Here is a 25,246-nt window from a genome sequence, read left to right on the forward strand (position 1 = left end):
ACTATGAAAATAGCTATAACTCTTATACTCTATATTCTTGCCTTCTTTTGGGGCTGCACCAAGCTGCGCGGAAAGGGCCGCCAGCTGCACCGCCTGTGGCTGGGCTGCATTCTTGTCTATTGCGCTTATATTAATATTTGCGGAATGACAAGAACCCCCTTCATTAGTGTCGGGATCTTGTATACGGCGTTCTTTCAGCCTATCGGCAGGGCTATAATCTATTGGTTAGGAGGCTGAATGCTGATTATGCCAAAAAAAGAACAGGTGTCCTCCCTGCAAATTGCGTTCATGATTATGCTGTTTGAAATTGGCAGCACGCCGCTGTTCCTGCTTGGAGGCAAGGCCAAGCAGGATTCGTGGCTGGCGATGTGTACAGGTTCAGCCGCCGGATTCATCCTGCTTCTGCTTCTGATGTGGATTCAGCACCGATCTCTGGATACGGATCTGATAGGAATGCTGAAATTTCACTTCGGCAAGGTTGCCGGCTCATTCATCGGCGGTGTCTACGGCCTCTATTTCGCCTATCAGTCCATGCGCAATGTCCGTGATTTAGGTGAGCTCACAGCAATCACCATGCTGCCAAGAACCCCGATGGCCGTAACGATGTTAGTCTTTGTGCTTCTTGCCCTCTATGCAATCTGGAAGGGGGCTGAGGTTATTTTCCGGCTGCCGGAGGTTCTGCTGCCGGTGATGATCTTCTTTTACATTGTGCTTGTTGTGCTGCTCGGAATTATGGGATCGATTGATTTCGGCCGGCTGGCTCCGGTCATGGAGGGCGGACTGATGCCTATCGTCAAAGCCGCACTGCCGGATATCGTCTCGTTCCCGTTTGGGCAGATGATCGTATTCCTGATGCTGTGGTCCTTATGGGAGAAGCCCGGTGTGCCTGTAAAATATACCTTGAACGCCTATCTCCTGATCAGTCTCTTCCTGATCTTCATGAATGCGCTGAATGTGGCGGTCCTCGGTCCGACCATTGCGGGGATCAGCCAGCTGCCTTTTCTCAAAACCGTCCGGACCTTATCGAACCTCAAGTTTGTGGAACGGCTCGATATCCTGGTGACCGTCCAGCTCTTTCTGGGACTGCTGATTAAGATGATGCTCTTCTATTTCTGTTCGGTAAAAGCTATTGCGGAGCTGACCGGCAAACCGGCCAAATGGTGGGTCTTTCCGGTAGGCGCCGTTATCTATGGCGCTTCTTTTCTGGAGCGCGACTACACGCAGCATATCGCCATCGGCCTGGGCCCCAGCCTCAAGCTTGATCCGGTGTTCCAGGTCGCCATCCCCCTGCTGCTGGCCATTTCCATATTGGTGCGCAGCGGGTTTAAGCGATCCACTTCGTAAGCCGGTCCCAGCCAGGCTCCATTACCCGGCGGCGCTGCAGAAGGTTGGCAAAACGGGTGGTTGAAGGTAAACTGGCTGTTAGATCAGTCATTCTGCCTAGGAGGTTCAAGCCAATGGCCAAAGCCGATTATATGTTGTCTATACTCTGGATGCTGAAGCAGCGCAAAAGAACGGCCGCCGAACTGGCAGACGAGCTTGAACTGAGCGTCCGTTCGATCTACCGCTATATCGATGCGCTGTGCGCCAGCGGTGTCCCTGTAGAGGCCGATGCCGGGCCGGGCGGCGGCTTTTGGCTGCCGGAGCATTTCAGCACCGCTCCGCTATTCTTCAACGATGGAGAACGGCGGGCACTTGTACAGGCATCTGCTTTTGCCAGGGGGAGCGGCTACCCTTACGTCGATGCGCTCGACGGGGCAATTGCCAAGCTTAAGCGTTACAGCAATGAGGCCCAGCTGTCGCAGATGGAGCGCCATGAGAGCGGACTTGCGATCCTCCACTCCCCTGGAGAGCACCCTTCGCTGCTGCTTGAAGAACTGGAAGTCTGCACTGCGGAGAGTCTCTCTCTTCAGATGGAATACCGTAAGGGGAACGGTACCCCGGCGTCCTCCCGGTGCATCGACCCTTATGGTCTGGTGATGTGGAAAGGCCAGTGGTATCTCTCCGGCTTCTGCCATCTGCGCCAGGATATCCGCAACTTCCGGGTGGACCGGATCACCGGACTGCAGCGGACAGGGGAAGCCTTCCTTCGTCCTGACGGATTCTCGGCACGGGATTTCTTATTGCAGAGGCTGCTTCCTGCAACGGAGCAGGACTCTGAGTTAACCGCTGTGGTTATCGAAGCGGAAGAAGCCACACTGAACGATCTGTGCAGTCACTGGCTGTTCGGGCATACGCTGGAGCGGCGCAGCACGGGAAGTGCCCGGTTTCTGCTGAATCAGGCTGCCTTACACAGCTTCGCCCCTTATTTCCTGTTGCCTTACGGCAAATCGCTGGCCATTGTGGAGCCCGCGTCCCTCAAGCACAAGCTGTCCAGAGTTGCTGCGGATCTCGCCGAACATTATAAGGATTCTTAATCTCCTGAGGGATCACTGACTGCAGCTGTCAGTGATCCTTGTGTATATTGTTCATGAATCCAATAATGCCAGGAGGAACAGGGAATGAGAGAATTGAAGTATGACTTCTATATTGGTGCTGCCGCTGCAGAGGTATGGGAGGCTCTAGTCTCCCCGGAGAAGGTCCGGCAAATCTATTACGGAAGTGTGATCCGCTCCAGCTTTGTTGTCGGTGAACAGCTGGAGTATGTAGGTCCGGGGGCTGCCGGGGAAGAAACGGTGCATGTCTACGGCACTCTGCTCGAATATGTTCCGCAGCAGACGCTGCGCTATACCCATAAGACCGGACCCTCTTACCTCACGAATAGAGAGGGTTATGAGTCTGTCATCTCCTGGAAGCTGGAGCCGGCGGGCGGCTGTACCAGGCTGACACTGGTTCATGGAGACTGGCATCCGGATGACCCTTCCTACGATGCCAGCAACAGTTCATGGTGGCAGATTCTCAGCAATACGAAGACGCTGGCAGAAACCGGCCGCACCCTGGATTTCGGCAGCTAGGAGTAAGCAGCAGACAGCCTCCATATATTCAAACAATCATCACCACAGAATAGACGCTTCTAATTTTATTACTCTTCCGCTATCCCTGCTATAAAGAGGCCCGTGCCGCTTTTATAGCAGGGATTATTTTATTCTTTCCCTAGGGAAACATTTTTGTTGCAAGGACAAAATTATTTACATATACTAATATTGTGGCAGGCTGCAATAATCTATGCCGCGTGCACAATACACTATATAAATGCATACTCCATACTTATGGTTATATATTCATTCATTCCATTTCATACGAAAGAAGGAGATCTTATGGCTGAAGCCGTTATTCCATTGTCAGAGGCTGTGAACGGCAGTACGCTGCGCATCAGCGGCATTGAAGTTCAGGGTGTGCTGCGGAGAAGACTGCTTGATCTGGGATTCGTCGTCGGGAATAGCGTAGAAGTACTGCGGCGCAGCCCGCTGGGAGATCCTACGGCATTCCGGGTAAGCAATACAACGATTGCCCTGCGCCGGGAAGAGAGCTCATTAATCTATGGTCAATTAATTGGAGGCGGTGAAGGATGAGCCAGTACACGGTCGCTTTTGCAGGCAATCCCAACACGGGTAAGAGCACGCTGTTCAATCTGCTGACCGGCATGCGCCAGCATACCGGCAACTGGGCAGGCAAAACCGTTGTCACCGCCGAAGGCGGGTTCTCCCACAAGAACCACACGTATCTGGCCGTGGATCTTCCGGGCACCTACTCGCTTTACTCCAACTCCGCCGATGAAGAGGCTGCAAGGGACTATATTATTTTTGAACAGCCGGATGTAACGCTAGTGGTCCTGGATGCTACCTCGCTGGAACGCAATCTTAACCTTGCCCTGCAGGTACTGGAGATCACCGGCCGTGCCGTGGTCTGCATCAATCTGATCGATGAAGCCCGCCGGCTTGGAATTGATATCAATCTGAAGCGGATCTCCAAGAGGCTCGGCGTTCCCGTAACCGCTATTTCTGCCCGTAACAAAATCGGTATTGAAGCGCTGCTTGATCAAATCGAGCGTGTGGCCACGGGTGCATTCAAGGCAGAGCCGCTGAAAATCACCTACAGCACTGACATTGAGCAAGGCATAGCCGAGCTGATTCCTATGGTTGAGCAGACCATCGGTTCGAGATACCCCGCCCGCTGGATTGCCCTGCGGCTGCTGGATGGTGATCACAGCCTGCTTACTTCACTCAAAGCCCGCATGAGCCGTAAGGATATTCCCGTAAGCGAGGAGGTAGTCGGCCATGGAATCACCGCATGCCATTAACGGTCACGACCCGGTGGATTCTCTGCTCGCAGCCGCTAAGAAGCTGGCTGATCAAGGGGGAATCCGCGATGAGATTGTCAGCGGGATCTACGGCGTATCCGCCGGCATCTGCAGCGATGCAGTCACCTATCAAGATAAGAAGAAGCTGGGCAGCACCTATAAACTGGATAATATCGTTACCTCCAAGCTCTGGGGCTTCCCCATCATGCTTGCCGGTCTCGGCCTGGTATTCTGGATTACGATTGCCGGAGCCAACTATCCTTCAAGCTGGCTTGCCTCCCTCTTCAGCTGGATCGAAGGTTATCTGACTGCTGGATTTACCGCTGTTCATGCGCCGGCCTGGCTGCACGGCGTCCTTGTGCTCGGATTGTACCGCGGAACCTCATGGGTCATCAGTGTCATGCTGCCGCCGATGATGATTTTCTTCCCGGTGTTTGCGCTGCTGGAGAATTTCGGGTATCTGCCCCGGGTTGCTTTTAACATGGACCGCCTGTTCAAGAAATCCGGCGGCCACGGCAAGCAGGCCTTAACGATGTCGATGGGCTTCGGCTGCAATGCTGCCGCCGTTCTCTCGACCCGCATTATTGAATCGCCCCGTGAACGGATGCTGGCTATTCTGACCAACAACTTCGTACCCTGCAACGGCCGCTGGCCTACACTTATCCTGCTCTCCTCCATGTTCATGGTCGGAGCCGCGACAACCGGAATGCTGCGCACCTTCTCCACAGCGCTGGTACTGATGGGCATCGTGCTGGTCGGCATTACCGTAACTCTGAGTGTATCCTGGGTCATGTCCAGAACAGCGCTGCGCGGTGTGCCTACCCATTACACGCTGGAGCTTCCGCCGTACCGCCGCCCGCAAATCTGGAAGACTATTGTCCGCTCCTCCAAAGAGAAATCGCTGAATGTGCTGACCCGTGCTATCGTCGTCGCCGCTCCAGCCGGTATCATCACCTGGATTCTCGGCAATGTATTTGTCGGCGGAGAGAGCGTGCTTAACCATATGGCTGCATTCTTTGATCCTTTTGCCCAGCTGCTAGGCATGGACGGCTTCATTATCATGGCCTTCATCCTCGGGCTGCCGGCCAATGAGATTGTGCTGCCGATCCTGCTCATGGGCTACATGTCCTCTGGTGCCATGGTCGATATCGAAGGTCTTGGCAGCATCAAGGATATCTTCCTGAGCCATGGCTGGACCTGGCTGACGGCGCTGAATATGATGCTGTTCTCCCTGCTGCACTATCCTTGCGGCACCACGCTGGTGAACATCTACAAGGAGACCAAAAGCATGAAGTGGGCAGTGCTCTCCGCCGTCATTCCGCTCGGCATCGCCATCGCGGTAACCTACCTGGTTGCAGCCGCAGCCCGGCTGTTCGGCTGGGTATGATGGCCGGCTCCCTGCCGCTTGAGGCGGGGAGCCTGGCGATGGGGCGGGGGCGCAGGCGGGACGCGCAGGCGGGACGCCGAGCGGGGCGACGGGCGGGGCGACGGGCGGGGCGACGGGGCGGGGCAATGAATCCGGACGCGCGGACGAGACGCTGTGCGGCCCCTTCCCCTTCCTCCCTTCAAAATCTTGCACGAAATACAACAATCCCATCGCGATAAGCGGCAAAAATCAAAATTGTTGTACAGAATACAACATTCCCCTTATTTTCATTGAATTTATGTAAAAATTCTTGCATTTTCTACAACAATTCTCTCGAATGCCCCGGTATCTCTACCTCAAAGTTGTAATTTGTGCAACATTTGAATCAGTTCATCTTATTATCAGCGATCGGAAGACTGCTATTTAGGAGTAGCGTTACATACGGGCCGCATAACTTCATTTCGCGCACGCCAAACCCTAGAATTACTCTGCAGATACCTAAAACTCCATAAGTTTGCGAAAATCAGCCTTTCAAGCCACTCTTCCCCCATGCTACTCTACAAGCACCTCTACTACTGCTCAACTCCCACTCTACATCTGCTCTCCAACTACTCTCTTACTACACCCATGCTACTCCACAAGTACCTTTACTACTGCTCTACTCCTACTCTACATCTGCTCTCCAGCTACTCTCTTGCTACACCCATGCTACTCCACAAGTACCTTTACTACTGCTCTACTCCTACCCTACATCCGCTCTCCAGCTACTCTCTTGCTACACCCATGCTACTCTACAAGCACCTTTACTACTGCTCTACTCCTACTCTACATCTGCTCTCCAGCTACTCTCTTGCTACTCCCCATGCTACTCTACAAGCACCTCTACTACTGCTCTACTCCTACTCTACATCTGCTCTCCAACTACTCTCTTACTACACCCATGCTACTCGACAAGTACCTTTACTACTGCTCTTCTCCTACTCACCAACTGCTCTCCAGCCACTCTCCCCCTCCCTCATCCTACTCTCATGTCCCTCCTACCCATCCGCTCCAGCTATCGCTAATCCCTCTCCCGTAACCTTCCGTCTTGGCCATTTGACTCCCTATCTGCTTAATGTTAGGGTGATTTGGAAGCCATAAATTTCCGGGAGGGAATGTTCATGACAGCAGTGAAGCTCAGTATCGATTACGATGCATTTGAAGAAGGTAAGCGGATAGAGACGGAGATAGAACAATTGAGCAATAGCCCCGAAGCCGCTGGAGTAAGCAGTCTGACGATTGGCGATTGGGGACAAGCCTACGAGAACAGCTCGGAGGATGCCGTCCAGGCGCTGGTGAAGCACAGTGCAAGTTTCCCTGCGCTGCGCAGGCTTTTTATCGGGGAAATGGGGTATGAGGAATGTGAAATTTCGTGGATTACCCAAACCGACCTCTCGCCGCTGCTTCCCGCTTATCCGGAGCTGCAGTCATTGACTGCGCAGGGAGGCACGAACTTGCGGCTGAGCCAGCTGCAGCATGAGAAGCTCGAAGAACTGATTATTATAACAGGCGGACTCGGCAAAAATGTCCTGGCCGATATCGCCGCCGCCAATCTGCCGAATCTGCAAAAGCTCGAATTATATCTAGGCGTGGACAACTACGGATTTGACGGCGGTCTGGAAGACCTGTATCCGCTGATCGCCCCCGGAAAGTTCCCCAAGCTTACCTATCTGGGACTCAAAAATAGTGAAATCCAGGATGAAATCGCTGCAGCCTTAGCCGATGCACCTATTCTGGATCAGCTTGAGACGCTCGACCTGTCGCTCGGAACCCTTAGCGATACCGGCGCCGAGGCGCTGCTCGCCAGCGGGAAGATCAAAGGACTAAAGCTGCTCAACTTGAGCCATCATTATATGTCTGACGGAATGATTCAGCGCTGGAAGAACAGCGGACTGCCTGCCGATGTCAGCGACCAGCAGAAAAGCGACGACGAGGATGACTGGCGTTATCCGTCGATCACCGAGTGATGCTACCCGCAGAGCGGCTGATTGTGTTCTGCAATCCCGGCGACAGGCGCTCGGAAGGCATCCAGCAGGCGAGAAGCCGCCTCGGCATGCCTCCGGCGGTCCTGATTCCGTACGCCGGGCTGCTGCTGGGCCAGCCGCTGGCTGATTTGCTGGAGCAGGCGGGGTATTGGCCGGACATGCTGCCGGAGCAGGAGCAGCCGCTGGGCGGAGTATCCCAGCAGGCGGGGCAGCGGGTTGATGGAATGCAGGTGCTGGATGCATTGCAGGGACAAGCACAGGTGAATTCACCGGCACCGGACAGGCAGCCGGACCTGACGCAGCTGGCTGCCCAAGGCCGCGATAGCAGCCGGCAATCCAGGCTGGCCGCACCTGCCCCCGCAGCGCCTGCCCCGGACACGGCCCCGCCGCTGCTGCGGCTGGAGTCGCCGGGCGGCAGCTTCGAAACCGAGCGCGCCCTGATCGCACTCGGTGCGCCGGATGCGCCCGACGCAGACGACTCGCTGCATCCTTACGGCGGCCAGCCGGACCTCCGCCCGCTGAGCTTCAAGGCGGCCGGCGCACTCCAGGATATGCCCGGCGTGCTGCATCATCCGTCCCAGTGGTTCCGCGGCTACTGCCGGCTGCTGGCCCGGATTCAGCGTGAAGCCGGGCATCTCCTGCCCTCCGCCCGCTGGACCAACCATCCCGGTGAGATCGCCGCGATGACTGATAAACGCCGGACGCAGCAGCTTCTGGCTGCGGCTGGCGTTCCTATTCCCCGGCCGCTTAAGGGCAGCAGCGGAGAAGCCCCCGTGGACTATGCCTCCCTCCGCGGGCTGATGCTCTCGCAGCGGATGCACCGCGTATTCATCAAGCTGGCCAGCGGCTCAGCCGCATCCGGCGTCATTGCCTATCAGCTCAATCCGGCAACGGGAGCTGAGGTGGCGGTCACTACCATCGGGGTCGAGAGCTATATCACCCGTCCCCCGGTGTATTATAATTCCGGCAAGCTGCGGCGCTATACGGACTCTGCGCTCCTCGCCGGAATCATCAACTGGCTCTACCGCCACGGCGCCTACGCCGAGCAGTGGATTCCGAAGTCCGGCGCAGGCGGGCAATCGTTCGATATCCGCCAGCTGGTTGTTGCCGGTGTGGCCTGCCATTCGGTTGCACGGGTAAGCCGCACACCGATTACGAACCTGCATCTGCGCAGCCGCCGGATGACTCCGGCCGAAGCCGGACTCTCGGAGGACATGCAGGCAGAGGTACGGCATACGGCCGAGCAGTCTCTGGCTGCTTTTCCGCATTCCTCCGTGGCGGGAATTGATGTATTGGTGGGGAGCACCGGGCGGACGTATACGGCGGATGTGAACCCTTTTGGCGACTTATTGTACGATGTGGAATACCACGGCTGCAGCACCTATGAATGGGAAATGAAACAGCTATCCGGGAGGAACCTGGCCCTATGACCGATATGAATGCCGTAGTCGGCACGCACGATATCTTAATGATTACGCTCGATACGCTGCGCTATGATGCCGCTGTTCTGGAGGAGGCCTATTGTCCCAACCTGTGCGGCAGCGGTTCCTGGGAAAAGCGGCATACACCCGGCAGCTTCACCTATGCAGCCCATCATGCCTTCTTCGGCGGATTCCTGCCCACTCCGGCCACTACGAATAAGGCTGAGCATGTGCGGCTCTTCCATTCCCGGAATACCGGGCTCAAGACCCATCCCCATACCTGGCTGTTCGATACGCCGGATATGGTGTCCGGGCTGGCAGCGGCGGGATATCAGACGGTGTGTATAGGAGGGGTAATCTTTTTCAGCAAAAAGGTTCCCCTCGCCCGTGTCCTGCCCGGTTATTTCCAGCACAGCTACTGGCGGATGACGTTCGGGGTGACGAACCCGCGCTCAACGGAGCATCAGGTAAATCATGCGCTCAAGATACTGAATAATACCGCGCTGGACCAGCGATTGTTTATGTTCATTAATGTCTCTGCGATCCACGGCCCGAATCATATGTTCCTGCCTGGTACGAAGCGTGATTCAGTGGACAGCCAGCGCGCTGCACTCCGCTATGCCGACGGTGAACTGGGGCGTCTGTTTGCCGCCTTCCGCGAACGCGGTAACCCGGTGTTCTGCCTGGCGTTCTCCGATCATGGAGAAGCTTACGGCGAAGACGGCTATCAGGGCCACCGGCTCGCGCATGAAACGGTATGGAATGTCCCTTACCGCGAGTTTATTGTATAGCGACACCATCCCGCAACAGGAAGGAGAACGTATGACGTCAATCCGGCAATCCCTTCATCATAAGAGCAATGACGAAAGACCTCCCTTCTCCCCCGGGGAGCTTCAGGAATGGACCGGGCAGATTACGGCCAATCCTTACCGCAATTATCTCTATTCCTATCCGCACAAAACCGCTTACCGCGGGTTCGCGGCCCCCATTTCTTTAGAGGAGCTGTGGCGGGACGAGCCTGCGGAGAGTTTTTTCTTATATATGCATATTCCCTTCTGCGGCGCACGCTGCGGCTTCTGCAACCTGTTTACCCTGCCTGACAAAAGAGCGAATGTTCACGCCGAATACGTAGACGCGCTGGAACGGCAGGCGAAGCAGTGGGCTGCTTTTACCCGTCACAAGCCTTATGCGCGCTTCGCCATCGGCGGCGGAACACCAAGCCTGCTGGCTCCCGCACAGCTGAACCGGCTGTTCGGCATTGCTGCGGATATCATGGGCGTGGACCTTGCAGCCACCTCCATCTCCGTCGAAACCTCACCCGAGACGCTGACGGAAGAGAAGCTGTCGATCCTGAAGGAGCATACCGTCGACCGGGTCAGCATGGGGATTCAGAGCTTCGTGGCCGCTGAGTCGGCTGCCATCTACCGGCCGCAGGACCCGGACGTGGTATACCGGGCGCTTGAGCTGCTGGGTAAATATGATTTTCCCATCCTCAATCTGGACCTGATCTACGGGCTTCCGGGTCAAACGGTGGAATCATGGCTGTATTCGCTGAATCAGGCGCTGCTGCATGAGCCGGAGGAAATCTTCATCTATCCGCTCTACACCCGTGAGCACACAATTGTGAAGCCTGGCGATCTGCTGCGCCAGACTGATATCCGCCATGAATGCTATCAGACCGCAGGCCAGCTGCTGGCAGAGCACGGCTACCGCCAATATTCGATGCGCAGGTTCGCCAAGGAGAACGCTGGAACTGCTAAAGATATTCTCGATTACAGCTGCCAGGAGGAAGGCATGGTCGGCCTCGGCTGCGGTGCCCGCTCTTATACCCGGAATGTGCATTATGCCTCCCGCTACGGCGTCAGCCGCAAAGCCACGGAGAGCATCATCGCTGACTATGTAGCAGCCGAACGTTATGATACTGCTGACTACGGGATTGTACTGAGCCTTGCAGAACAGAAACGGCGCTTCATTCTCAAAGCTATCCTGCATAGCGAAGGTCTCACCGTGGCAGATTACAGCCGGAGATTCGGTTCTGCGCTCCTGGAAGATCATCCCGAGCTGGGCCTGCTGGTACAGAGCGGCTTCGCCAAGGATGAAGAGGGCATCCTGCGGCTGACTCCGGATGGGCTCGGCTACTCCGATTCCATCGGCGACTGGTTCATCTCCGGCGAGATCAGGGAGCAGATGAAAGGGTTCATCCTGCCATGAAGGCGGTCCTCTACTACCGCGGCTCTCTCTCCTCCTGCAACTATGACTGCCCTTACTGCCCCTTCGGCAAAACAAAAGACAGTGCCGCCACCCTCGCCAAAGACCGTGAGCATCTTACGGCCTTCGTCCGCTGGGTGTCGGAGCAGGGAGCGGCAGGCTACCGGCTGTCTATTTTCTTCAATCCCTACGGCGAAGGACTGACACACCGCTGGTACCTGGACGCGCTAATCACTCTATCCCATCTGGAGCATGTGGACAAAGTCGCCATCCAGACGAATTTGTCAGCCCGGCTTGATTTCACCGCAGAGCTGAATCCGGCCAAAGCCGCCTTCTGGGCGACCTATCATCCCGGTCAGGTGAGTGAGGAACGGTTTCTGGCGCAGTGCATGACTGTATACGGGCAGGGCATTCCCTTCAGCGTGGGCAGTGTAGGTGTTCATGGCGCTTTTCCGGCTATTGCTTCGCTGCGTGCCGCCCTGCCGGAGGATGTCTATCTGTGGGTGAACGCCTACAAGGACAAGCCGGATTATTATACGCCAGAGGATGTAAGCTTCCTAAGCGGGATAGATCCTTATTTCCGGATCAATGCCGTTGACTACGACAGTCTGGGCAAAAGCTGCAATGCAGGCAGCAACGTCTTCTATGTGCAAGGGGCAGGTCTCGTGAAACGCTGCTACAAGGACCGAGCGGTCATCGGTAACCTCTACCGTGACGGCCTTGAGGGTCTAGCCGCGCAGCGGAGCTGCCGGATGAAGGTCTGCGACTGCTACATCGGCTATATCCATATGCCGGAGCTTGGCCTGGAGCAGATTTACGGCTCCGGATTGCTGGAGCGGATTCCTTACGGCGCAGGAGAGAGAATCCCAGACGAAATGAGGGAAATGGGGATTCAGCGGTGAGCGGGTTGGGTTCGCGGATTGGATTGGCGGGTTAGGTTGGCAGATTCGATAGAATTGACAAGGCGATGGATAGATACCGCTAAGGTAGGCGAGTTCCAAACACAATTTCTCTTATATGTGGGGGAATGCAGACGCAGAGAGGCCACGAATAGGTGTATTTCGTACAATTAAAAGGAGGATAAACACCGGAATTGTGCGGATAAGTGTATTCTGTACAACTAAAAATGGCCTAAGGCGCTCATTTGGGGAAATTCAGTCCTTTTAGTTGTAGAAAGTGCAGCTATTAGACTGGAAAGACAATAACTGGTGACTTTAGTTGTAGTAAATACAGTTATTGTCGGATGAGGTTCCTGGTTTCGAGCAGAAGTCTGGTTCTATCTCCCAGGCCGCTATTTCGAAAGAGTACCGTTCAATGGATAGAACAAATGTGGCTACAATATGGCCACAAGGTGGCTACAATGTGCTTACAATGAAGCGAAAAGTTACGGGAGGACAAAGCAATGACAGCTCAGCTACATGCTCAGACACAAACAGGGGTAACGATATGGCTCACCGGCCTGTCCGGAGCGGGCAAGTCCACGCTTGCCGCTCTGCTCAAGGACCGGCTGCAGGAGCAGGGCCGGGCAGTGGAGTGGCTTGACGGTGATGAGCTGCGGCGCACACTGGGCCGGGGCCTCGGCTTCAGCCGCGAGGACCGGTTCGAGAATATCCGCCGGGCGGTCTATATTGCCGGCCTGCTGAACCGGCACGGCGTGGTCACCGTGGTCTCGGTGATCAGCCCTTATGCCGACATGCGCAGCTATGCCCGCGGGGAGCTGCCGGGGTTCGTGGAGGTCTATGTAGACTGCCCGCTCCCCGTCTGTGAAGCGCGGGATGTCAAAGGGCTGTACGCCAAGGCCCGCTCCGGTGAAATCCCGGCCTTCACCGGGATCTCCGATCCTTATGAGGCTCCGGACCGCCCGGAGCTGAGGCTGCTCACGGCAGAGCGTACACCAGAGGAATGCGTGGAAGAAATGATAGACTGGCTTACGGAGAACCGGCTCTATCAGCCTTGGCGCTAGAGTTAGAGTGCGGACATTCTCCTGCTTCGCCTGCGCTATGAGCATAATAGAAGGGAGACTTATAGCGTTTAGCCATGAGCCTCCCTTCTTATTTATATGAAACTCCCATTCCTCCAACAAACTAGCCGCGTTGCTCAGGTATCCTCCAACGTTGCTTTCCCCCGTCACATCTTACTCCGCCTCATCCCGCTTTAATCTTCCTTACACTATTTCCGTGATTTGTTACTTTGACGGCGCTGCCAGGTTAGCCCTACTGCTATCAAGATCACCATCCCCGCACCCGCTCCCACATATAGCAGCCATGATGCTGTTGCTGAATGATTGTCTACAGGTACTGAAGGTGCATCACCTTCAGCGGTCTCCGGCGGAGCTGTCGGCGACCCGCCGCCGGTACCTGGCCCCAGCTCATTCAGATCTTCCTGCGCGTCAGCATACAGGGCAGTCCGGCTGCACAGGCTCGTAGTCAGCTCACGCTGTTCTTCATTCCCCTTCACTAGGTTTCCATCTGCTTCCGCTCCTCTTGCATAAACCATGTAGCGTTCACCCTCGGCGAACTCAAAGCCGCAGCTGTCTCCGGACTGCGCCGTACTTACGGTCACTTGATTACCCAAATCACCCTTCCAGCGGGCACCCACCTGAAAGGTAACCTGCATGGGATCGGCGCTGGATTGGATAATTCCGGATGGTTTGGCGACCGATATTACGGTGCCTTCAAACACAGTCGCACTGTTTTCCATAGCCTCCAGCGGAGGAGCTGGTATGACACAAGAACAGGCATAGGTAACCTGCGGACGTACGGTCAGTAGTGTCATGAAGACAAGCAGGGCACACAGGAACATGAGCAGGACGCCCCGGATTCTTTTTATCGCAATCATCATAATCACTCTCCTTATTCCCCAGACGAAATTTCCAGAGAAAGGTTACTCTATAAACCATAAAATCCCATGCCAGCAAAAATGTACGCGGGTATAATAGGACAGTCAGCGTAATAAAAGCTACGTGATAACGGCTGCATCACGGGCATGTGATAGCAAGCTGCGACCAGACAGCTACGTGATAACGGCTGCGTCATGAGCATGTGCTACCAGCTATGCCTGACGGATATATGATAGCGGCTGGCTCATCATGTCTGCAGGCTAAACCCCAAGGCTTACCCGCGTCTACTTTCTGCATCTGCTTTCTGCATCTAATTTCTGCATCTACTTTCTGCATCTGCTTTCTGCATCTGCTTTCTGCATCTAATTTCCGCATCTACTTTCTGCATCTGCTTTCTGCATCTGTTCTTCGTATTTACTCTCTAAATTCACTCTCTATGTTCACCCTCCGCCTCGATCTCCCGCGCAATTGCGGTCAGCTGCCGCATCCCTTCGCGCAGCAGCGCTTCGCTGGCGAAGGAGTAGCTGAGGCGCAGCCAGGACTTCATCTCGCCCAGCGGATCACAGATTTCACCGGGAACGAAGGAGATGGACTGCTCCATACAGCGTACAAACAGCGCATCTACGGACACCGTGTCCGGCAGCTTCACCCACAGGTTCAGACCGCCCTGCGGCGCTGTCCATTCCCAGCCGGCGGCAGCGAGCTCCTCCTCCATGATCTCCTTATGCACCTGAAGCGCGATCCGCAGCTTGCCGAGATGCTGCTGCAGGCGCGGCGAGGTGTAGTAGTGGAGGAAGATCTTCTGATTCAGCAGCGGCGTCCCGTTGTCCGCCAGCGACTTGGCGGCAATCAGCCGCTCCATGAACGGATAACGGCAGGCTACTGCGCAGATCCGCAGCCCGGGGGCCACATACTTGCTGAAGCTGCTGATGTAGATGACCCAGCCTTCGGTATCATAGGCAAAAAACGGCGCCGGCGGCTCCTCCTCAAAGTGCATATCACGGAACGGATCATCCTCCACCAGCAGGCAGCGGTAGCGCTCCGCCAGCTCAACGAGCAGCTTGCGCTGCTTAGCAGGCACCGTATAACCCGTCGGATTATGGTGCGTCGGGTTAATATAGAACATCCGCGGCTTATGCCTGCGCATCAGTTCCTCGACCGCCGCCAGATCATACCCCTGCGGCGAGATCTCCACCGGAACCAGCCGCGCGCCTGCCCGGCGGAAAATATCCAGCGCCACACTATACGTCGGGCGCTCCACCAGCACGGCATCCATCGGGCCGAGCATGATTCCGGCGATCAGATTGATCGCCTGCTGCGCGCCCGAGGTAATCAGCAGCTCGCTGGCCGACAGCTGCAGCCGGTACCGGTCATGGAAATGGCTGCTCAGCGTTGTGCGCAGCTCCTCATCCCCCTGCACGGTAGAATAGGTACCCATGACCTTCGGGTAGAGGTCGAATACTTTTTTGACATAATCGGACAGGAACAGGTTGGGCAGCAGACCCGGATCAATCAGCGCTTGAGAGAACTGGTAAGTCACCGGCTTCCGCTGAATATCGGACATCGGACTCTTGACCATATACCCCAGCACTGCTGCTCCTTCTTCCACTGAGTTGGCCAGCCGGCTGCCCGGCGATACATAATAACCGGATTTGTCTTTGACATACAGCATGCCGTTCTCCGCCAATACCCGGTAAGCCTTAAATACCGTCAGCCGGTGGACACCCAGCTCATCCGCCAGCAGCCGGATCGACGGCAGCTTGTCGTGGGGCATCCACTCCCCGCGCCCGATCCGGTTCGCCATGAACTCATAGACTTGGCGGAACAAGGGATTACTTTGCTCTGCTCCCACTGACTTCTTCATATACCCCCGCCCTCTCCACAATATACTAGCAGCCGCCCTGCTGCCCACAGCTCACCTTTCACCGTTCGCCGCTCACTCCAGCGCACACTTCCGCCAACTGCTCTTTGCCCTATTGTACAGCATTCCGCCCGGCAACTGTTCTGTGTTCTGCAAACTGTTCTGCGCCTATGAGGATATGATTAACAGAATACTTTAGGAGATTGCCACATTACCACCACAAAGGGGCACGGAAACATGATTATGTTAGCTTATTCACTGGTCTGTCTGATCTTCGGCACAACCTTTCTCGCGATCAAAATCGGCGTAGACGCCGGAGCGCCGCCGTTCTTCTCTGCGGGACTTCGTTTTTTCACGGCAGGGGCAGTGCTGTTCCTGTTCATGGTAGTGAAAGGCAAAGCCAGCTTCTCGCTGCTGCTGCGCAAGGAAATGCTGTTCACCGGAGCAACGCTGACCTTCGGCACCTTCGCCGCACTTTACTGGGCCGAGCAATATGTATCCTCCGGACTCGCGGCTGTATTATCGGCAACCGGGCCGATGATGATTCTGCTGATGCAGATGGCTTTTCTCCGGCAAAAGGCTCCCGGCTACTCGCTGTTCGGCTGTATCATCGGCTTCACCGGCGTACTGCTGCTTGTGCTGCCGAATCTGGCGGCTGATGTCACTCCGCTCTGGCTGATCGGCTGTGTTGTCGTTCTGATTGGAGAGCTCTGCTATGCGGCAGGGGCGATCTACTCCAAAAAAGTAACCACTACCTTCTCCGGAGTATCCCCTGTGGCACTGAACGCGGCCCAGATGATGTACGGCGGAGCGTTATTGTTCATCATATCGCTGTTTACCGAGCCGCTGCATCCCGCCTTCCTGTTATCGTTCAAAACCGCAGGCTCCCTGCTCTACCTGACCGTTGTCGGCTCCATGGTTGGGCATACCCTGTTCTACTGGCTCGTCTCCAAGACGAATCCCGTCTTTCCGTCGACCTGGCTGTATATCTCTCCGCCGATTGCCGTCGGGGTGGGCTTCCTGTTCTATAACGAAGCGGTAACCTGGGTAACGCTGCTTGGTGTATTCACCATTATCGCTGGCACGGTCCTTGTGAATGCAGGCGCGCTGAAGCAGCTGATTTTCAAACAAAAACCGGCAATACCCGTACTACAAAAAACAAGCATTGAAGCTCTTCCACAGGATTAATTAATCCTGCCCCTGTTTAGCAAAAACAGCCTGGACCCTTACAAAGGGATCCGGGCTGTTCTGTTATTTTCACCCTATGGCTCAAGCACCATGAAGCTTAACGCTACTCCTCAGAGCTGAAAAACAAATTCAGCGGCAATTCCTCATCGTTCTGGAAACTGTTCGATATCCTGTAGGTGATATACAGCTTGTTCTCACCCTCGCCATATGTCCACGATTCTCGGATAAAGCCTATTGACGGCATGAGCGGAAGCGCCATCCGGTCAATCGTCTGAACCGATTGCTCGACTTTGTCAGCCTCTTCATCATTCGCAGGCTTGTAATGGTCCAGAAAAGCAAGCACTAGCTCCCTCGCATTCTCGTACCCGGACTCCGATCTGGGAAAGACCGTCCCAATCCGGTAACCGATAATTGTATCGTTGGTAACATCTGCCGTAATCTGCTGGATGAACTCCATTTGATTAACGGTCAGGATATCATCCTGCATAATCTTACCCAAATTAGGATCATATTCCCCAACAGCATCCGTAACTTCCAGAACGGCAAGCCCGTCTTCGAGCGGCTGGTTGAACACAGCCCTGTGCTCTTCCACCTGTGTGAACAATTCTGCGTACTTCGGGGTGTCCTTGCTGCATCCGGCAGATAACAACGTTAGGATGACTATCCCGCATATGAGAACGAAGCTTGATTTTCTCAAATGAATACACCTCCTTGCCTGATCAAACCTTACCATACATGTGAGGAAAGAGCATTAAATAAATACCATATATTAGAATATTCTATTTTTCCCTGAACGCAAATCTGATTAAGCTACCTATTTTTTTAGAAAATTATTATATATGACGTACTATATATTGCATTTATGATCATTGTTGCGTATTATATAAGCAAGTTAGGGAATTTAATTCCAAATAGGACGTCTGAATGAAGAGGGGGAATCGGCGCACGGTGCTCCTTTTCTGCCAAGGGAGTGCCCGTATCTATAACGTAAACCGGAAAGTGGAGGAAAACTGTGATCGAACTGACAACCCGGCAATTGCAAATTATTGAGATTGTGAAAAAAAGAGCGCCGATTACCGGTGACCAAATCGCGGAAAGCCTGGGCCTGAGCCGGCCGACCATCCGGGGGGACTTGTCCATCCTGGTTATGCTCGAATATGTCGATGCGAAGCCGAAGGTCGGTTATTTCCCCGGTACCAAAGCCGCAGCGCGCCATAACAGCCGGGGGCTGCTGCAGGATACCAAGGTTAGCGATATCCAGAGCATCCCGGTCATTATCCGCGAGAATACGACGATTCAGGACGCCGTAGTTACACTGTTTCTTCAGGATGTCGGTACGCTGATCATCTGCGATAGCGACGGCAAGCTGACCGGTGTCGCCTCGCGCAAGGACTTCCTGAAGGTCACGCTCGGTAATCCCGGAGCGGTAACCATGCCTGTGAGCATGGTCATGACCCGCCAGCCCAAGGTAGTAACTGTTTCGCCCGATGACACGGTGCTTGACGCCGCGCAGCGCATGATATACCACGAGGTAGACAGTCTGCCGGTAGTTGTTCCCCGCAGCGGGGAAGGGTCCGGCTCAGGTCTGGACGTAGTAGGGCGGCTCACGAAGACTTCCATCGTGAAGCTTCTCCTCGAGCTTGAAGCCAAAGGATAACGGAGGAATCGATAGAGCATGGAGCCATCCACCCATTACATTACGATATGCTCGGATTCTATTGGAGATACGGCGGAAGCTGTCGTGCAGGCCGTCATTCACCAATTTCAGAATCAGCGTGTCACGATCAGAAGATACGGCAATGTCAGACATGAAGATGAACTACGCAAATTAATGGAAGAGACCGCCCAGCTTCAGGGTTTCGTAGCTTATACCCTGGTCCAGCCGGAGCTGCGGGAGATGATCCGCGAGGAGGCGGTCCGCCTCGATCTGCGGATTGTGGATATTATGGGCCCGATGATGCAGGCGTTCATCGATACCTTCGATGATGCTCCGGAGGCCCGGCCCGGACTGCTGCATCAGCTGGACGAGGAATATTTCAGCCGGATCGAGGCGATTGAATTCACCGTTGCCTGTGATGACGGACGTGATCTCGGGGCCATGCTGAAGGCGGATATTGTTCTGCTCGGCATGTCCCGCACCTCGAAGACACCGCTCAGCATCTTTCTGGCCCACCGCGGCAAGAAGGTAGTGAATTATCCGGTCGTCCCGGAGGTCGGTCCGCCGCAGCAGCTGCTGAGCCTGCCGCCGAACCGGATCATCGGTCTGACCATGAAGCCGGAGTACATGCTGAAGATCCGCTCTGAGCGGCTGAAGATGCTGGGCTTGCCTACCGGCTCGCAATATGCCAGCCTCGAACGCATTACTGAAGAAATGGAATATGCGGCAACACTGTTCGCCAAGCTGGGCTGCCCGGTCATTGATATTACAGATAAGGCGATTGAAGAAACCGCCGGCATCATTATGGGTTATATCTAATCTAACTATTCTAACTACACTGGAGGGAATCATTATGGAACGCGAATTGGCACTGGAAATTGTACGGGTCACTGAATTGGGTGCTTTATCCTCAGCACGCTGGATTGGCCGGGGCGACAAGAATGCGGCAGATGATGCTGCCACAACCGCAATCCGTTCCATGTTCGATTCTGTCTCCATTGACGGAACCGTAGTGATCGGCGAAGGCGAGATGGATGAGGCGCCGATGCTCTATATCGGAGAACGTGTCGGTAACCGGAATGGCCCTTCCGTCGATGTAGCGGTAGATCCGCTGGAAGGGACCGAGGTCGTCGCCTGCGGACTGCATAATGCACAGTCGGTGATTGCAATTGCTGACAAGGGCAGCCTGCTGCATGCGCCGGATATCTATATGGAGAAGCTGGCCTGCGGACCGGAGCTGGCCGGTAAGCTAAGCCTGGACGATCCGGCCGAAGTAACGCTGCGCAAAGCCGGCATGATTACCGGCAAAGCGCTCTCCGAGCTGACGGTGATGGTGCTGGACCGCAAGCGGCATGAAGGCTTGATCAGCATCCTGCGTGAAGCAGGCGTGCGCATCAAGCTGATCAATCACGGCGATGTCGCCGGGGCAATAGCCGCTGCGCTGCCGGACAGCGATGTAGATCTGTACATGGGCTCCGGCGGAGCACCGGAAGGTGTACTCGCCGCCGCCGCACTGCGCTGCCTGGGCGGCGAGCTTCAGGGCAGGCTGCTGCCCGAAGGCCCCTTCGAGATGCAGCGCTGCCTGCAGATGGGTCTGGACAATCCGGCACGGGTGCTGTCCATGGAGGATATGGTCGGCACCGGCGATGTCATCTTCGCCGCCACCGGGGTAACCTCCGGCGAGTTCCTCAGCGGCGTCCGCTTCATCGGCAAGGAACGCGCCGAGACCCATTCGGTGATCATGCGGGCGCAGAGCCGTACGATCCGCTACATCCGCAGCATTCATTTCCTGCCGGGCAAAGAGATTCCGGCTGTTACTCCGGCCAGAGCCAATGCGGCCTTTATGTAGGCACAGGGGCAGCGGATAATTGTATTTCGTACAGTTAAAACAAGTTATACGCCCAGATTTATTACGCTAAGTGTATTCTGTACAGCTAAAATAGCATGAGGTGAGCCTTTTGAGAGAAACTGGTCAATATAATTGTATAAAGTGCAACTAAAGCACTTCCCGGGCAATTATCAGTGATTTTAGTTGCAGAAAATACAGTTAAAGCCTCGCCGGATTGGGCCCTTTGCTTCAAGCTGAATTTCATTCTGATCCGAAGATTACCGGTTCAATGAATATACAAAAGGGTTTCCGTGAAGTCCGGCTGGACTTCGCGGAAACCCTTTTATTTTCTCGCTGAAACAGTTCCATGCTTAAAGTGACGGCAAAACCGTTCCCACTCGCTTTAGCCTAATGACAAATCCCGTCATCTAGCCTGTCAGAATGTTATAACGTCCCTGCTATTTAACGGCTGCGGCTGTGGTCTCTCAGCAGCTCGTCACTGCCGTCCACCTTCACATCACCGCTCTTGTCGACCCGTGCTTCCTCGCGTCTGACCGTATCCTGTACCTGCTCGGTTCCCTGAATCTCACGTTTGTGAATTTCGACTTCACCGGTAACGACCGTATTCTTACGGACCTCCACCTGCTCCTCGCTCACCGGAATTCGGATCGTTTCATCCGCGCCAACCGGCTCTGCTGTTGTGTCATTATTGACGGCACGCCGCTCAATGACAATCTCTTCATGGGTAACCGGGACATTGATCGTTTTCTGCTCTTCGATGATTTCCTTGTGTACGTTGACCTCACCGGTCTGCACCTTGTTCTTGGATACATCCAGCTGTTCTTCACGCAAACGCAGCTTGCGGTCTTCATCCAGATCATTGAACCCGCCAGTTCGTGTACTATCCAGCGTCCCGTCTATGCCATTCGGCGTACCGGAATATACATCTCCCGTCATTCCCGGCCGGTTCACATCATCCAGTGCTCTTGTCCCCGGGAGATCATGCTCCGTTGCCGAATTCATCGTATCCAGCCCTGTATCGTCCCTGCCTTCAAGACCGGAGCCGTTGAACGCGGCATCCACGGTATCTGTTACCGAATGACGTGCGGTATCCGCAGCATCGCCGGTTGTATTAGGATCATCCATATAACGGTCTGCGTTCGCTGAATTATGGTTGCGGAAAATGGAGTATACATCACTTGCCCGCGTGTTATCTGCATCAACCATGACTAGAATGCGACCTTCATTCACATAGTTGTCGTAACTCTCTGCTTCATCCTCGGGAATACCCAGCCCGATCAGACCGCCCACAAGCCCGCCTGTTCCTGCACCCACGGCTACTCCCGTCAATGTCGCGGCAATCGGTCCGGCAGCAATAATCGGCCCGATCCCCGGTATCGCCAGTGCGCCGATGCCTGCCAGCAGCCCGGTGACACCGCCGAGTATACCGCCTGTTGCTGCACCGGATGCCATGCCTTCAGGCGCCTTGGTTCCTGTCTCATCACTGATCGCTTCAACATCCCGTTTGTTTCTCGCTATCACTGAGATATCCTCTGTCAGAAACCCGTGACTCTTCAGGTCTTCAATGGCCCGTGAAGCTTCATGCTCGGTATAGAATACACCTACAATTTTCTTGTTCATAACGATTCCCTCCTGGTAGCTTATTTTGTGAATAAGGTTAGTCTCACTTTAACTTTCACATCCCTTACTTAACCAAACAGGCATCCGCGAAACTGATATTTTATAAACTTGTAAACGTAACCTCAAAATTATTTATGAAACAGGAAATAATCGGGGAAATAATTTCCAAGCGGATTTCCTCCTGCATTCCGGACACATTTTACTCATATTCCCCGTTTCGGAGTCAGCATAGATAACACTTAATTATCCGCCTCATGGCATTTATTAAGCCTTTTAGAACAATGGTCTCAACCGCATTACAGCACCGCCAAAAGAGGCTATACTCCTCATAAGACAGGTCAGCCACTCAGATATCTTTTAGGGGGAACCGCGATGAATATGCGTTTGAAGGTGCTCAAGAAACATTTACTTTTCTGCTGCAGCGAACACTGCAATAACCAGGATGTTGAAGAGGTCATGCAGGAATTCAAAGAGCAGATGGTGGAACACGGGATTAACAAAACGGTCAAAATCAACAAAACCAGCTGCCTCGGCCTATGCGGCAACGGGCCTTTTGTCATCGTGTATCCTGACGGAATCTGGTACTACAATGTAACCACCGACGATGTGGCGCGCATTGTGGAGGAGCATCTTGTGAACGGTGTGCCTGTGGAAGAGCTCGTTATGCTCAAAATGGAAGCCTGACCCTGCCGAAGCTCCGGCATCTGTGTTATGAAATATGTACGTATGGTCCCTCTCCCTTTCAGCGGAGCCGGGACTTTTTGCGGTTGATCTGCCTTGGGGTCCCCGCAAAGTACCTGAGTAATCATCGAAGCCAGAGCCCCACTTTGTGGGGTTATTTTGCGGTTGATCAGCCTTGGTGAAACTGATGTATAATGGGGAATATACGCTTTTTAGGCAAAGAACACTCCCTATACAGGAAAGAGGCTGAAGCATGGCCATATTCAAATATAATTCCCATCGTCCACACCGCACCAGTCCCGATCTACATCTCCATTATTGGGGACAGGAGCAATGCGCACCCGGCCATTCCGTCGGACCCGGGGTCCGTGATTTGTACAAAATCCACTTCATTCACGAAGGCACCGGCAAAGTTATTGTCGGGGAAGCGAGCCACACGCTGGGGGCAGGACAAGCCTTCCTCACCTATCCCCATGTTGTGACGCATTATGCCGCAGACCAGGACAGCCCCTGGACCTATTCATGGATTGCTTTTACCGGAGAAGAAGCCGGATATCTGTTGTCGCGGACTTCGCTGTCGCCGGAGCAGCCGGTGTTCCCGATGGATCAAGAGCTGATGCCCTCTCTATTCGGGAGGCTGTCTGAAGCCGCCGATTGCCAGGATGTGCTGGATCTGCCGCTCAAGGTAATCCTCTATGAGTTCTTATCCCTGCTGCTGCGCACGGTTCCGGCCACTGCAAACCTGGTGATTCCGCGTCAAAAGAGTGTCTATGTCGAGCAATGCCTCCACTACCTGCATGCCCATTACTGTGAGAATGTCACCGTGGAGAGCATGTCCGCTTCTCTGAAGCTGGACCGCAAGTACCTCTCCACATTGTTCAAACGGACGATCGGTCTGCCGCCGCAGCAGTATCTGCTTAATTTCCGGATTGCCAAGGCCTGCGAATTGCTGACCGAGACCAGCTGTACCATCGGCGAAATCTCGCATTCTGTCGGGTATCAGGACGCACTGCTCTTTTCCCGTATGTTCAAAAAGGTTAAAGGCTGCTCCCCCAAAGAATACCGCATCCGCCACACCGATACTGACATTGTTCTATAAACATCATCCATGCTGACATACGATTATCCGCACGGATTCGCTACAATAAGGAGGTGGCCCGGCCGGAGAAGCAAACGCTAACATTCCCCGGATAGGGAGCGCCAGTTTGTACACATTAATCACAGAACACACTAACCAACAAATTGTAGGAGGTAAAATATGTATATCGCAAGTCCTGAACGCTATGACACTATGAAATATAACCGCACCGGCCGCAGCGGCCTGCTGCTCCCGGCGATTTCGCTTGGACTCTGGCATAATTTCGGCGGCAACGATGTGTTCGAGAACGGCCGGGCTATGGTCCGCCGCGCTTTTGACCTGGGGATTACCCACTTCGATCTCGCCAATAACTACGGTCCGCCCGCAGGCTCCGCCGAAGAGAGCTTCGGACAGATTCTGAAGAAGGATCTCGCCGCATACCGCGATGAGCTGATCATCTCCAGCAAAGCCGGCTACTATATGTGGCCCGGCCCATACGGCGAATGGGGCTCCAAGAAGAATCTCGTATCCAGTCTGGATCAGAGTCTGAAGCGGCTGGGCCTGGATTATGTGGATATCTACTATCACCACCGTCCGGATCCGAATACACCGCTCGAAGAAACCATGTCTGCACTGGATCTGCTAGTACGCCAGGGTAAAGCGCTGTATGTCGGTATTTCGAACTACAAGCCTGAAGAAGCGCGTGAAGCCGCGCAGATTCTCCGCCGTCTCGGCACTCCCTGCCTGATTCATCAGCCGAACTATTCGATGATGTCACGCTGGATCGAAGACGGGCTGCAGGATGTGCTCGCTGAAGAAGGCATCGGCACTATCGCCTTCTCTCCGCTGCAAAAGGGTATCCTGACCGACCGTTACCTGAAAGGCATTACCGCGGATTCCCGCGCAGCCGGACCAAGCGTGTTCCTCTCCGAGAAGGAAATCACGGCCGAGGTGATCGCCAAGGTAAGCAAGCTGAACGATATTGCCGCTGCCCGCGGACAGAAGATGTCCCAGCTCGCCTTATCCTGGGTACTCCGCGGCGGCAAAGTGACCTCCGCCCTGATCGGCGCGAGCAAAGTCAGCCAGATCGAAGATGCTGTAGCTTCCCTGAATGCGCCTGAACTCAGCGCAGAAGAGCTGGAGCAGATCGAGAACATTCTGCGCGGATAATCCGGCGTCTGGAAGGCTGAAAGACAACATTTACGATTACTTAT

24 protein-coding genes are annotated in these 25,246 nt (G+C 54.6%); 20 read left to right on the plus strand and 4 right to left on the minus strand.

The annotated features are described in order from the left end of the window. Window positions 1-3: 3 nt before the first annotated feature. From GC101_RS12050 to cysC, 13 genes are all read left to right on the plus strand, one after another. Window positions 4-237, plus strand: coding sequence for a hypothetical protein (locus GC101_RS12050; protein ID WP_171717469.1), 234 nt, complete (start codon window positions 4-6; stop codon window positions 235-237). Window positions 238-246: 9 nt separating this feature from the next. After that, complete coding sequence (locus GC101_RS12055; protein WP_171717470.1) at window positions 247-1,344, plus strand: GerAB/ArcD/ProY family transporter; 1,098 nt, start codon at window positions 247-249, stop codon at window positions 1,342-1,344. A gap of 113 nt (window positions 1,345-1,457) precedes the next feature. Further along, window positions 1,458-2,417, plus strand: a complete 960-nt coding sequence (locus GC101_RS12060) for a helix-turn-helix transcriptional regulator (RefSeq protein ID WP_171717471.1) — start codon at window positions 1,458-1,460, stop codon at window positions 2,415-2,417. An 84-nt stretch (window positions 2,418-2,501) separates the two neighbouring features. After that, window positions 2,502-2,954 carry an SRPBCC domain-containing protein gene (locus tag GC101_RS12065; protein WP_171717472.1) on the plus strand — a complete coding sequence of 151 codons (453 nt, stop codon included), beginning with the start codon at window positions 2,502-2,504 and terminating at the stop codon, window positions 2,952-2,954. Between the two features lie 303 nt (window positions 2,955-3,257). Next, window positions 3,258-3,512, plus strand: a complete 255-nt coding sequence (locus GC101_RS12070) for a FeoA family protein (protein WP_171717473.1) — start codon at window positions 3,258-3,260, stop codon at window positions 3,510-3,512. Further along, complete coding sequence (locus GC101_RS12075; RefSeq protein WP_171717474.1) at window positions 3,509-4,240, plus strand: FeoB small GTPase domain-containing protein; 732 nt, start codon at window positions 3,509-3,511, stop codon at window positions 4,238-4,240. Before GC101_RS12070 ends, GC101_RS12075 begins: the two co-directional genes overlap by 4 nt. Further along, window positions 4,218-5,627, plus strand: coding sequence for a ferrous iron transporter B (locus tag GC101_RS12080; RefSeq protein WP_171717475.1), 1,410 nt, complete (start codon window positions 4,218-4,220; stop codon window positions 5,625-5,627). The genes GC101_RS12075 and GC101_RS12080 overlap by 23 nt, the downstream gene beginning before the upstream one ends. Before the next feature lie 1,139 nt (window positions 5,628-6,766). Next, on the plus strand, window positions 6,767-7,612 hold the full coding sequence (locus tag GC101_RS12085) for an STM4015 family protein (RefSeq protein WP_171717476.1): 846 nt from the start codon (window positions 6,767-6,769) through the stop codon (window positions 7,610-7,612). Next, window positions 7,612-9,060 carry an STM4014 family protein gene (locus GC101_RS12090; RefSeq protein WP_246354309.1) on the plus strand — a complete coding sequence of 483 codons (1,449 nt, stop codon included), beginning with the start codon at window positions 7,612-7,614 and terminating at the stop codon, window positions 9,058-9,060. The genes GC101_RS12085 and GC101_RS12090 overlap by 1 nt, the downstream gene beginning before the upstream one ends. Beyond that, window positions 9,057-9,842, plus strand: a complete 786-nt coding sequence (locus GC101_RS12095) for an STM4013/SEN3800 family hydrolase (RefSeq protein WP_171717478.1) — start codon at window positions 9,057-9,059, stop codon at window positions 9,840-9,842. Before GC101_RS12090 ends, GC101_RS12095 begins: the two co-directional genes overlap by 4 nt. Before the next feature lie 31 nt (window positions 9,843-9,873). Continuing rightward, on the plus strand, window positions 9,874-11,262 hold the full coding sequence (locus tag GC101_RS12100) for an STM4012 family radical SAM protein (protein ID WP_171717479.1): 1,389 nt from the start codon (window positions 9,874-9,876) through the stop codon (window positions 11,260-11,262). Then, a complete protein-coding gene (locus GC101_RS12105) occupies window positions 11,259-12,161 on the plus strand; it encodes an STM4011 family radical SAM protein (RefSeq protein ID WP_171717480.1) in 903 nt (300 codons plus the stop codon). Before GC101_RS12100 ends, GC101_RS12105 begins: the two co-directional genes overlap by 4 nt. Window positions 12,162-12,661: 500 nt before the next feature. Continuing rightward, complete coding sequence (gene cysC, locus GC101_RS12110) at window positions 12,662-13,222, plus strand: adenylyl-sulfate kinase (protein WP_171717481.1); 561 nt, start codon at window positions 12,662-12,664, stop codon at window positions 13,220-13,222. A 206-nt stretch (window positions 13,223-13,428) separates the two neighbouring features. Here cysC and GC101_RS12115 read toward each other — a convergent pair whose 3' ends face one another. Both GC101_RS12115 and GC101_RS12120 read right to left on the minus strand, forming a co-directional pair. Beyond that, window positions 13,429-14,100 carry a hypothetical protein gene (locus GC101_RS12115; RefSeq protein WP_171717482.1) on the minus strand — a complete coding sequence of 224 codons (672 nt, stop codon included), beginning with the start codon at window positions 14,098-14,100 and terminating at the stop codon, window positions 13,429-13,431. 425 nt (window positions 14,101-14,525) lie between these two features. Beyond that, window positions 14,526-15,962: an aminotransferase-like domain-containing protein gene (locus GC101_RS12120; protein WP_171717483.1), complete on the minus strand. Its 1,437-nt coding sequence runs from the start codon at window positions 15,960-15,962 to the stop codon at window positions 14,526-14,528. 234 nt (window positions 15,963-16,196) lie between these two features. On the opposite strand from GC101_RS12120, the gene GC101_RS12125 reads away from it, so the two are divergent. Next, window positions 16,197-17,147 (plus strand): DMT family transporter, encoded by a 951-nt coding sequence (locus GC101_RS12125; RefSeq protein WP_171717484.1) that lies wholly within the window; start codon window positions 16,197-16,199, stop codon window positions 17,145-17,147. A gap of 103 nt (window positions 17,148-17,250) precedes the next feature. Here the strand turns inward: GC101_RS12125 and GC101_RS12130 are convergent, their stop codons facing one another. Continuing rightward, window positions 17,251-17,844: a hypothetical protein gene (locus tag GC101_RS12130; RefSeq protein ID WP_171717485.1), complete on the minus strand. Its 594-nt coding sequence runs from the start codon at window positions 17,842-17,844 to the stop codon at window positions 17,251-17,253. 315 nt (window positions 17,845-18,159) lie between these two features. On the opposite strand from GC101_RS12130, the gene GC101_RS12135 reads away from it, so the two are divergent. From GC101_RS12135 to glpX, 3 genes are read left to right on the plus strand one after another with little or no spacing between them, the layout of a single operon-like run. Beyond that, on the plus strand, window positions 18,160-18,804 hold the full coding sequence (locus GC101_RS12135; protein WP_171717486.1) for a helix-turn-helix transcriptional regulator: 645 nt from the start codon (window positions 18,160-18,162) through the stop codon (window positions 18,802-18,804). 18 nt (window positions 18,805-18,822) lie between these two features. Next, complete coding sequence (locus GC101_RS12140) at window positions 18,823-19,623, plus strand: pyruvate, water dikinase regulatory protein (RefSeq protein ID WP_039302045.1); 801 nt, start codon at window positions 18,823-18,825, stop codon at window positions 19,621-19,623. A 34-nt stretch (window positions 19,624-19,657) separates the two neighbouring features. Then, on the plus strand, window positions 19,658-20,653 hold the full coding sequence (glpX, locus tag GC101_RS12145) for a class II fructose-bisphosphatase (RefSeq protein WP_171717487.1): 996 nt from the start codon (window positions 19,658-19,660) through the stop codon (window positions 20,651-20,653). Window positions 20,654-21,094: 441 nt separating this feature from the next. On the opposite strand, the gene GC101_RS36905 is transcribed toward glpX, so the two are convergent. After that, on the minus strand, window positions 21,095-22,273 hold the full coding sequence (locus GC101_RS36905; RefSeq protein WP_171717488.1) for a YsnF/AvaK domain-containing protein: 1,179 nt from the start codon (window positions 22,271-22,273) through the stop codon (window positions 21,095-21,097). Window positions 22,274-22,645: 372 nt separating this feature from the next. Here GC101_RS36905 and GC101_RS12155 point away from each other — a divergent pair, with 372 nt between their 5' ends. The 3 genes from GC101_RS12155 to GC101_RS12165 all read left to right on the plus strand — a co-directional run bounded on the left by GC101_RS12155 (window position 22,646) and on the right by GC101_RS12165 (window position 25,202). Beyond that, window positions 22,646-22,957, plus strand: a complete 312-nt coding sequence (locus GC101_RS12155; protein ID WP_042134087.1) for a (2Fe-2S) ferredoxin domain-containing protein — start codon at window positions 22,646-22,648, stop codon at window positions 22,955-22,957. A 250-nt stretch (window positions 22,958-23,207) separates the two neighbouring features. Beyond that, window positions 23,208-24,053 carry an AraC family transcriptional regulator gene (locus tag GC101_RS12160; RefSeq protein ID WP_171717489.1) on the plus strand — a complete coding sequence of 282 codons (846 nt, stop codon included), beginning with the start codon at window positions 23,208-23,210 and terminating at the stop codon, window positions 24,051-24,053. Window positions 24,054-24,212: 159 nt separating this feature from the next. Continuing rightward, window positions 24,213-25,202: an aldo/keto reductase gene (locus GC101_RS12165; protein ID WP_039302057.1), complete on the plus strand. Its 990-nt coding sequence runs from the start codon at window positions 24,213-24,215 to the stop codon at window positions 25,200-25,202. Window positions 25,203-25,246: the final 44 nt, after the last annotated feature.

Source organism: Paenibacillus phytohabitans, from assembly GCF_013141775.1.
Lineage (GTDB): Bacteria > Bacillota > Bacilli > Paenibacillales > Paenibacillaceae > Paenibacillus_AQ > Paenibacillus_AQ phytohabitans.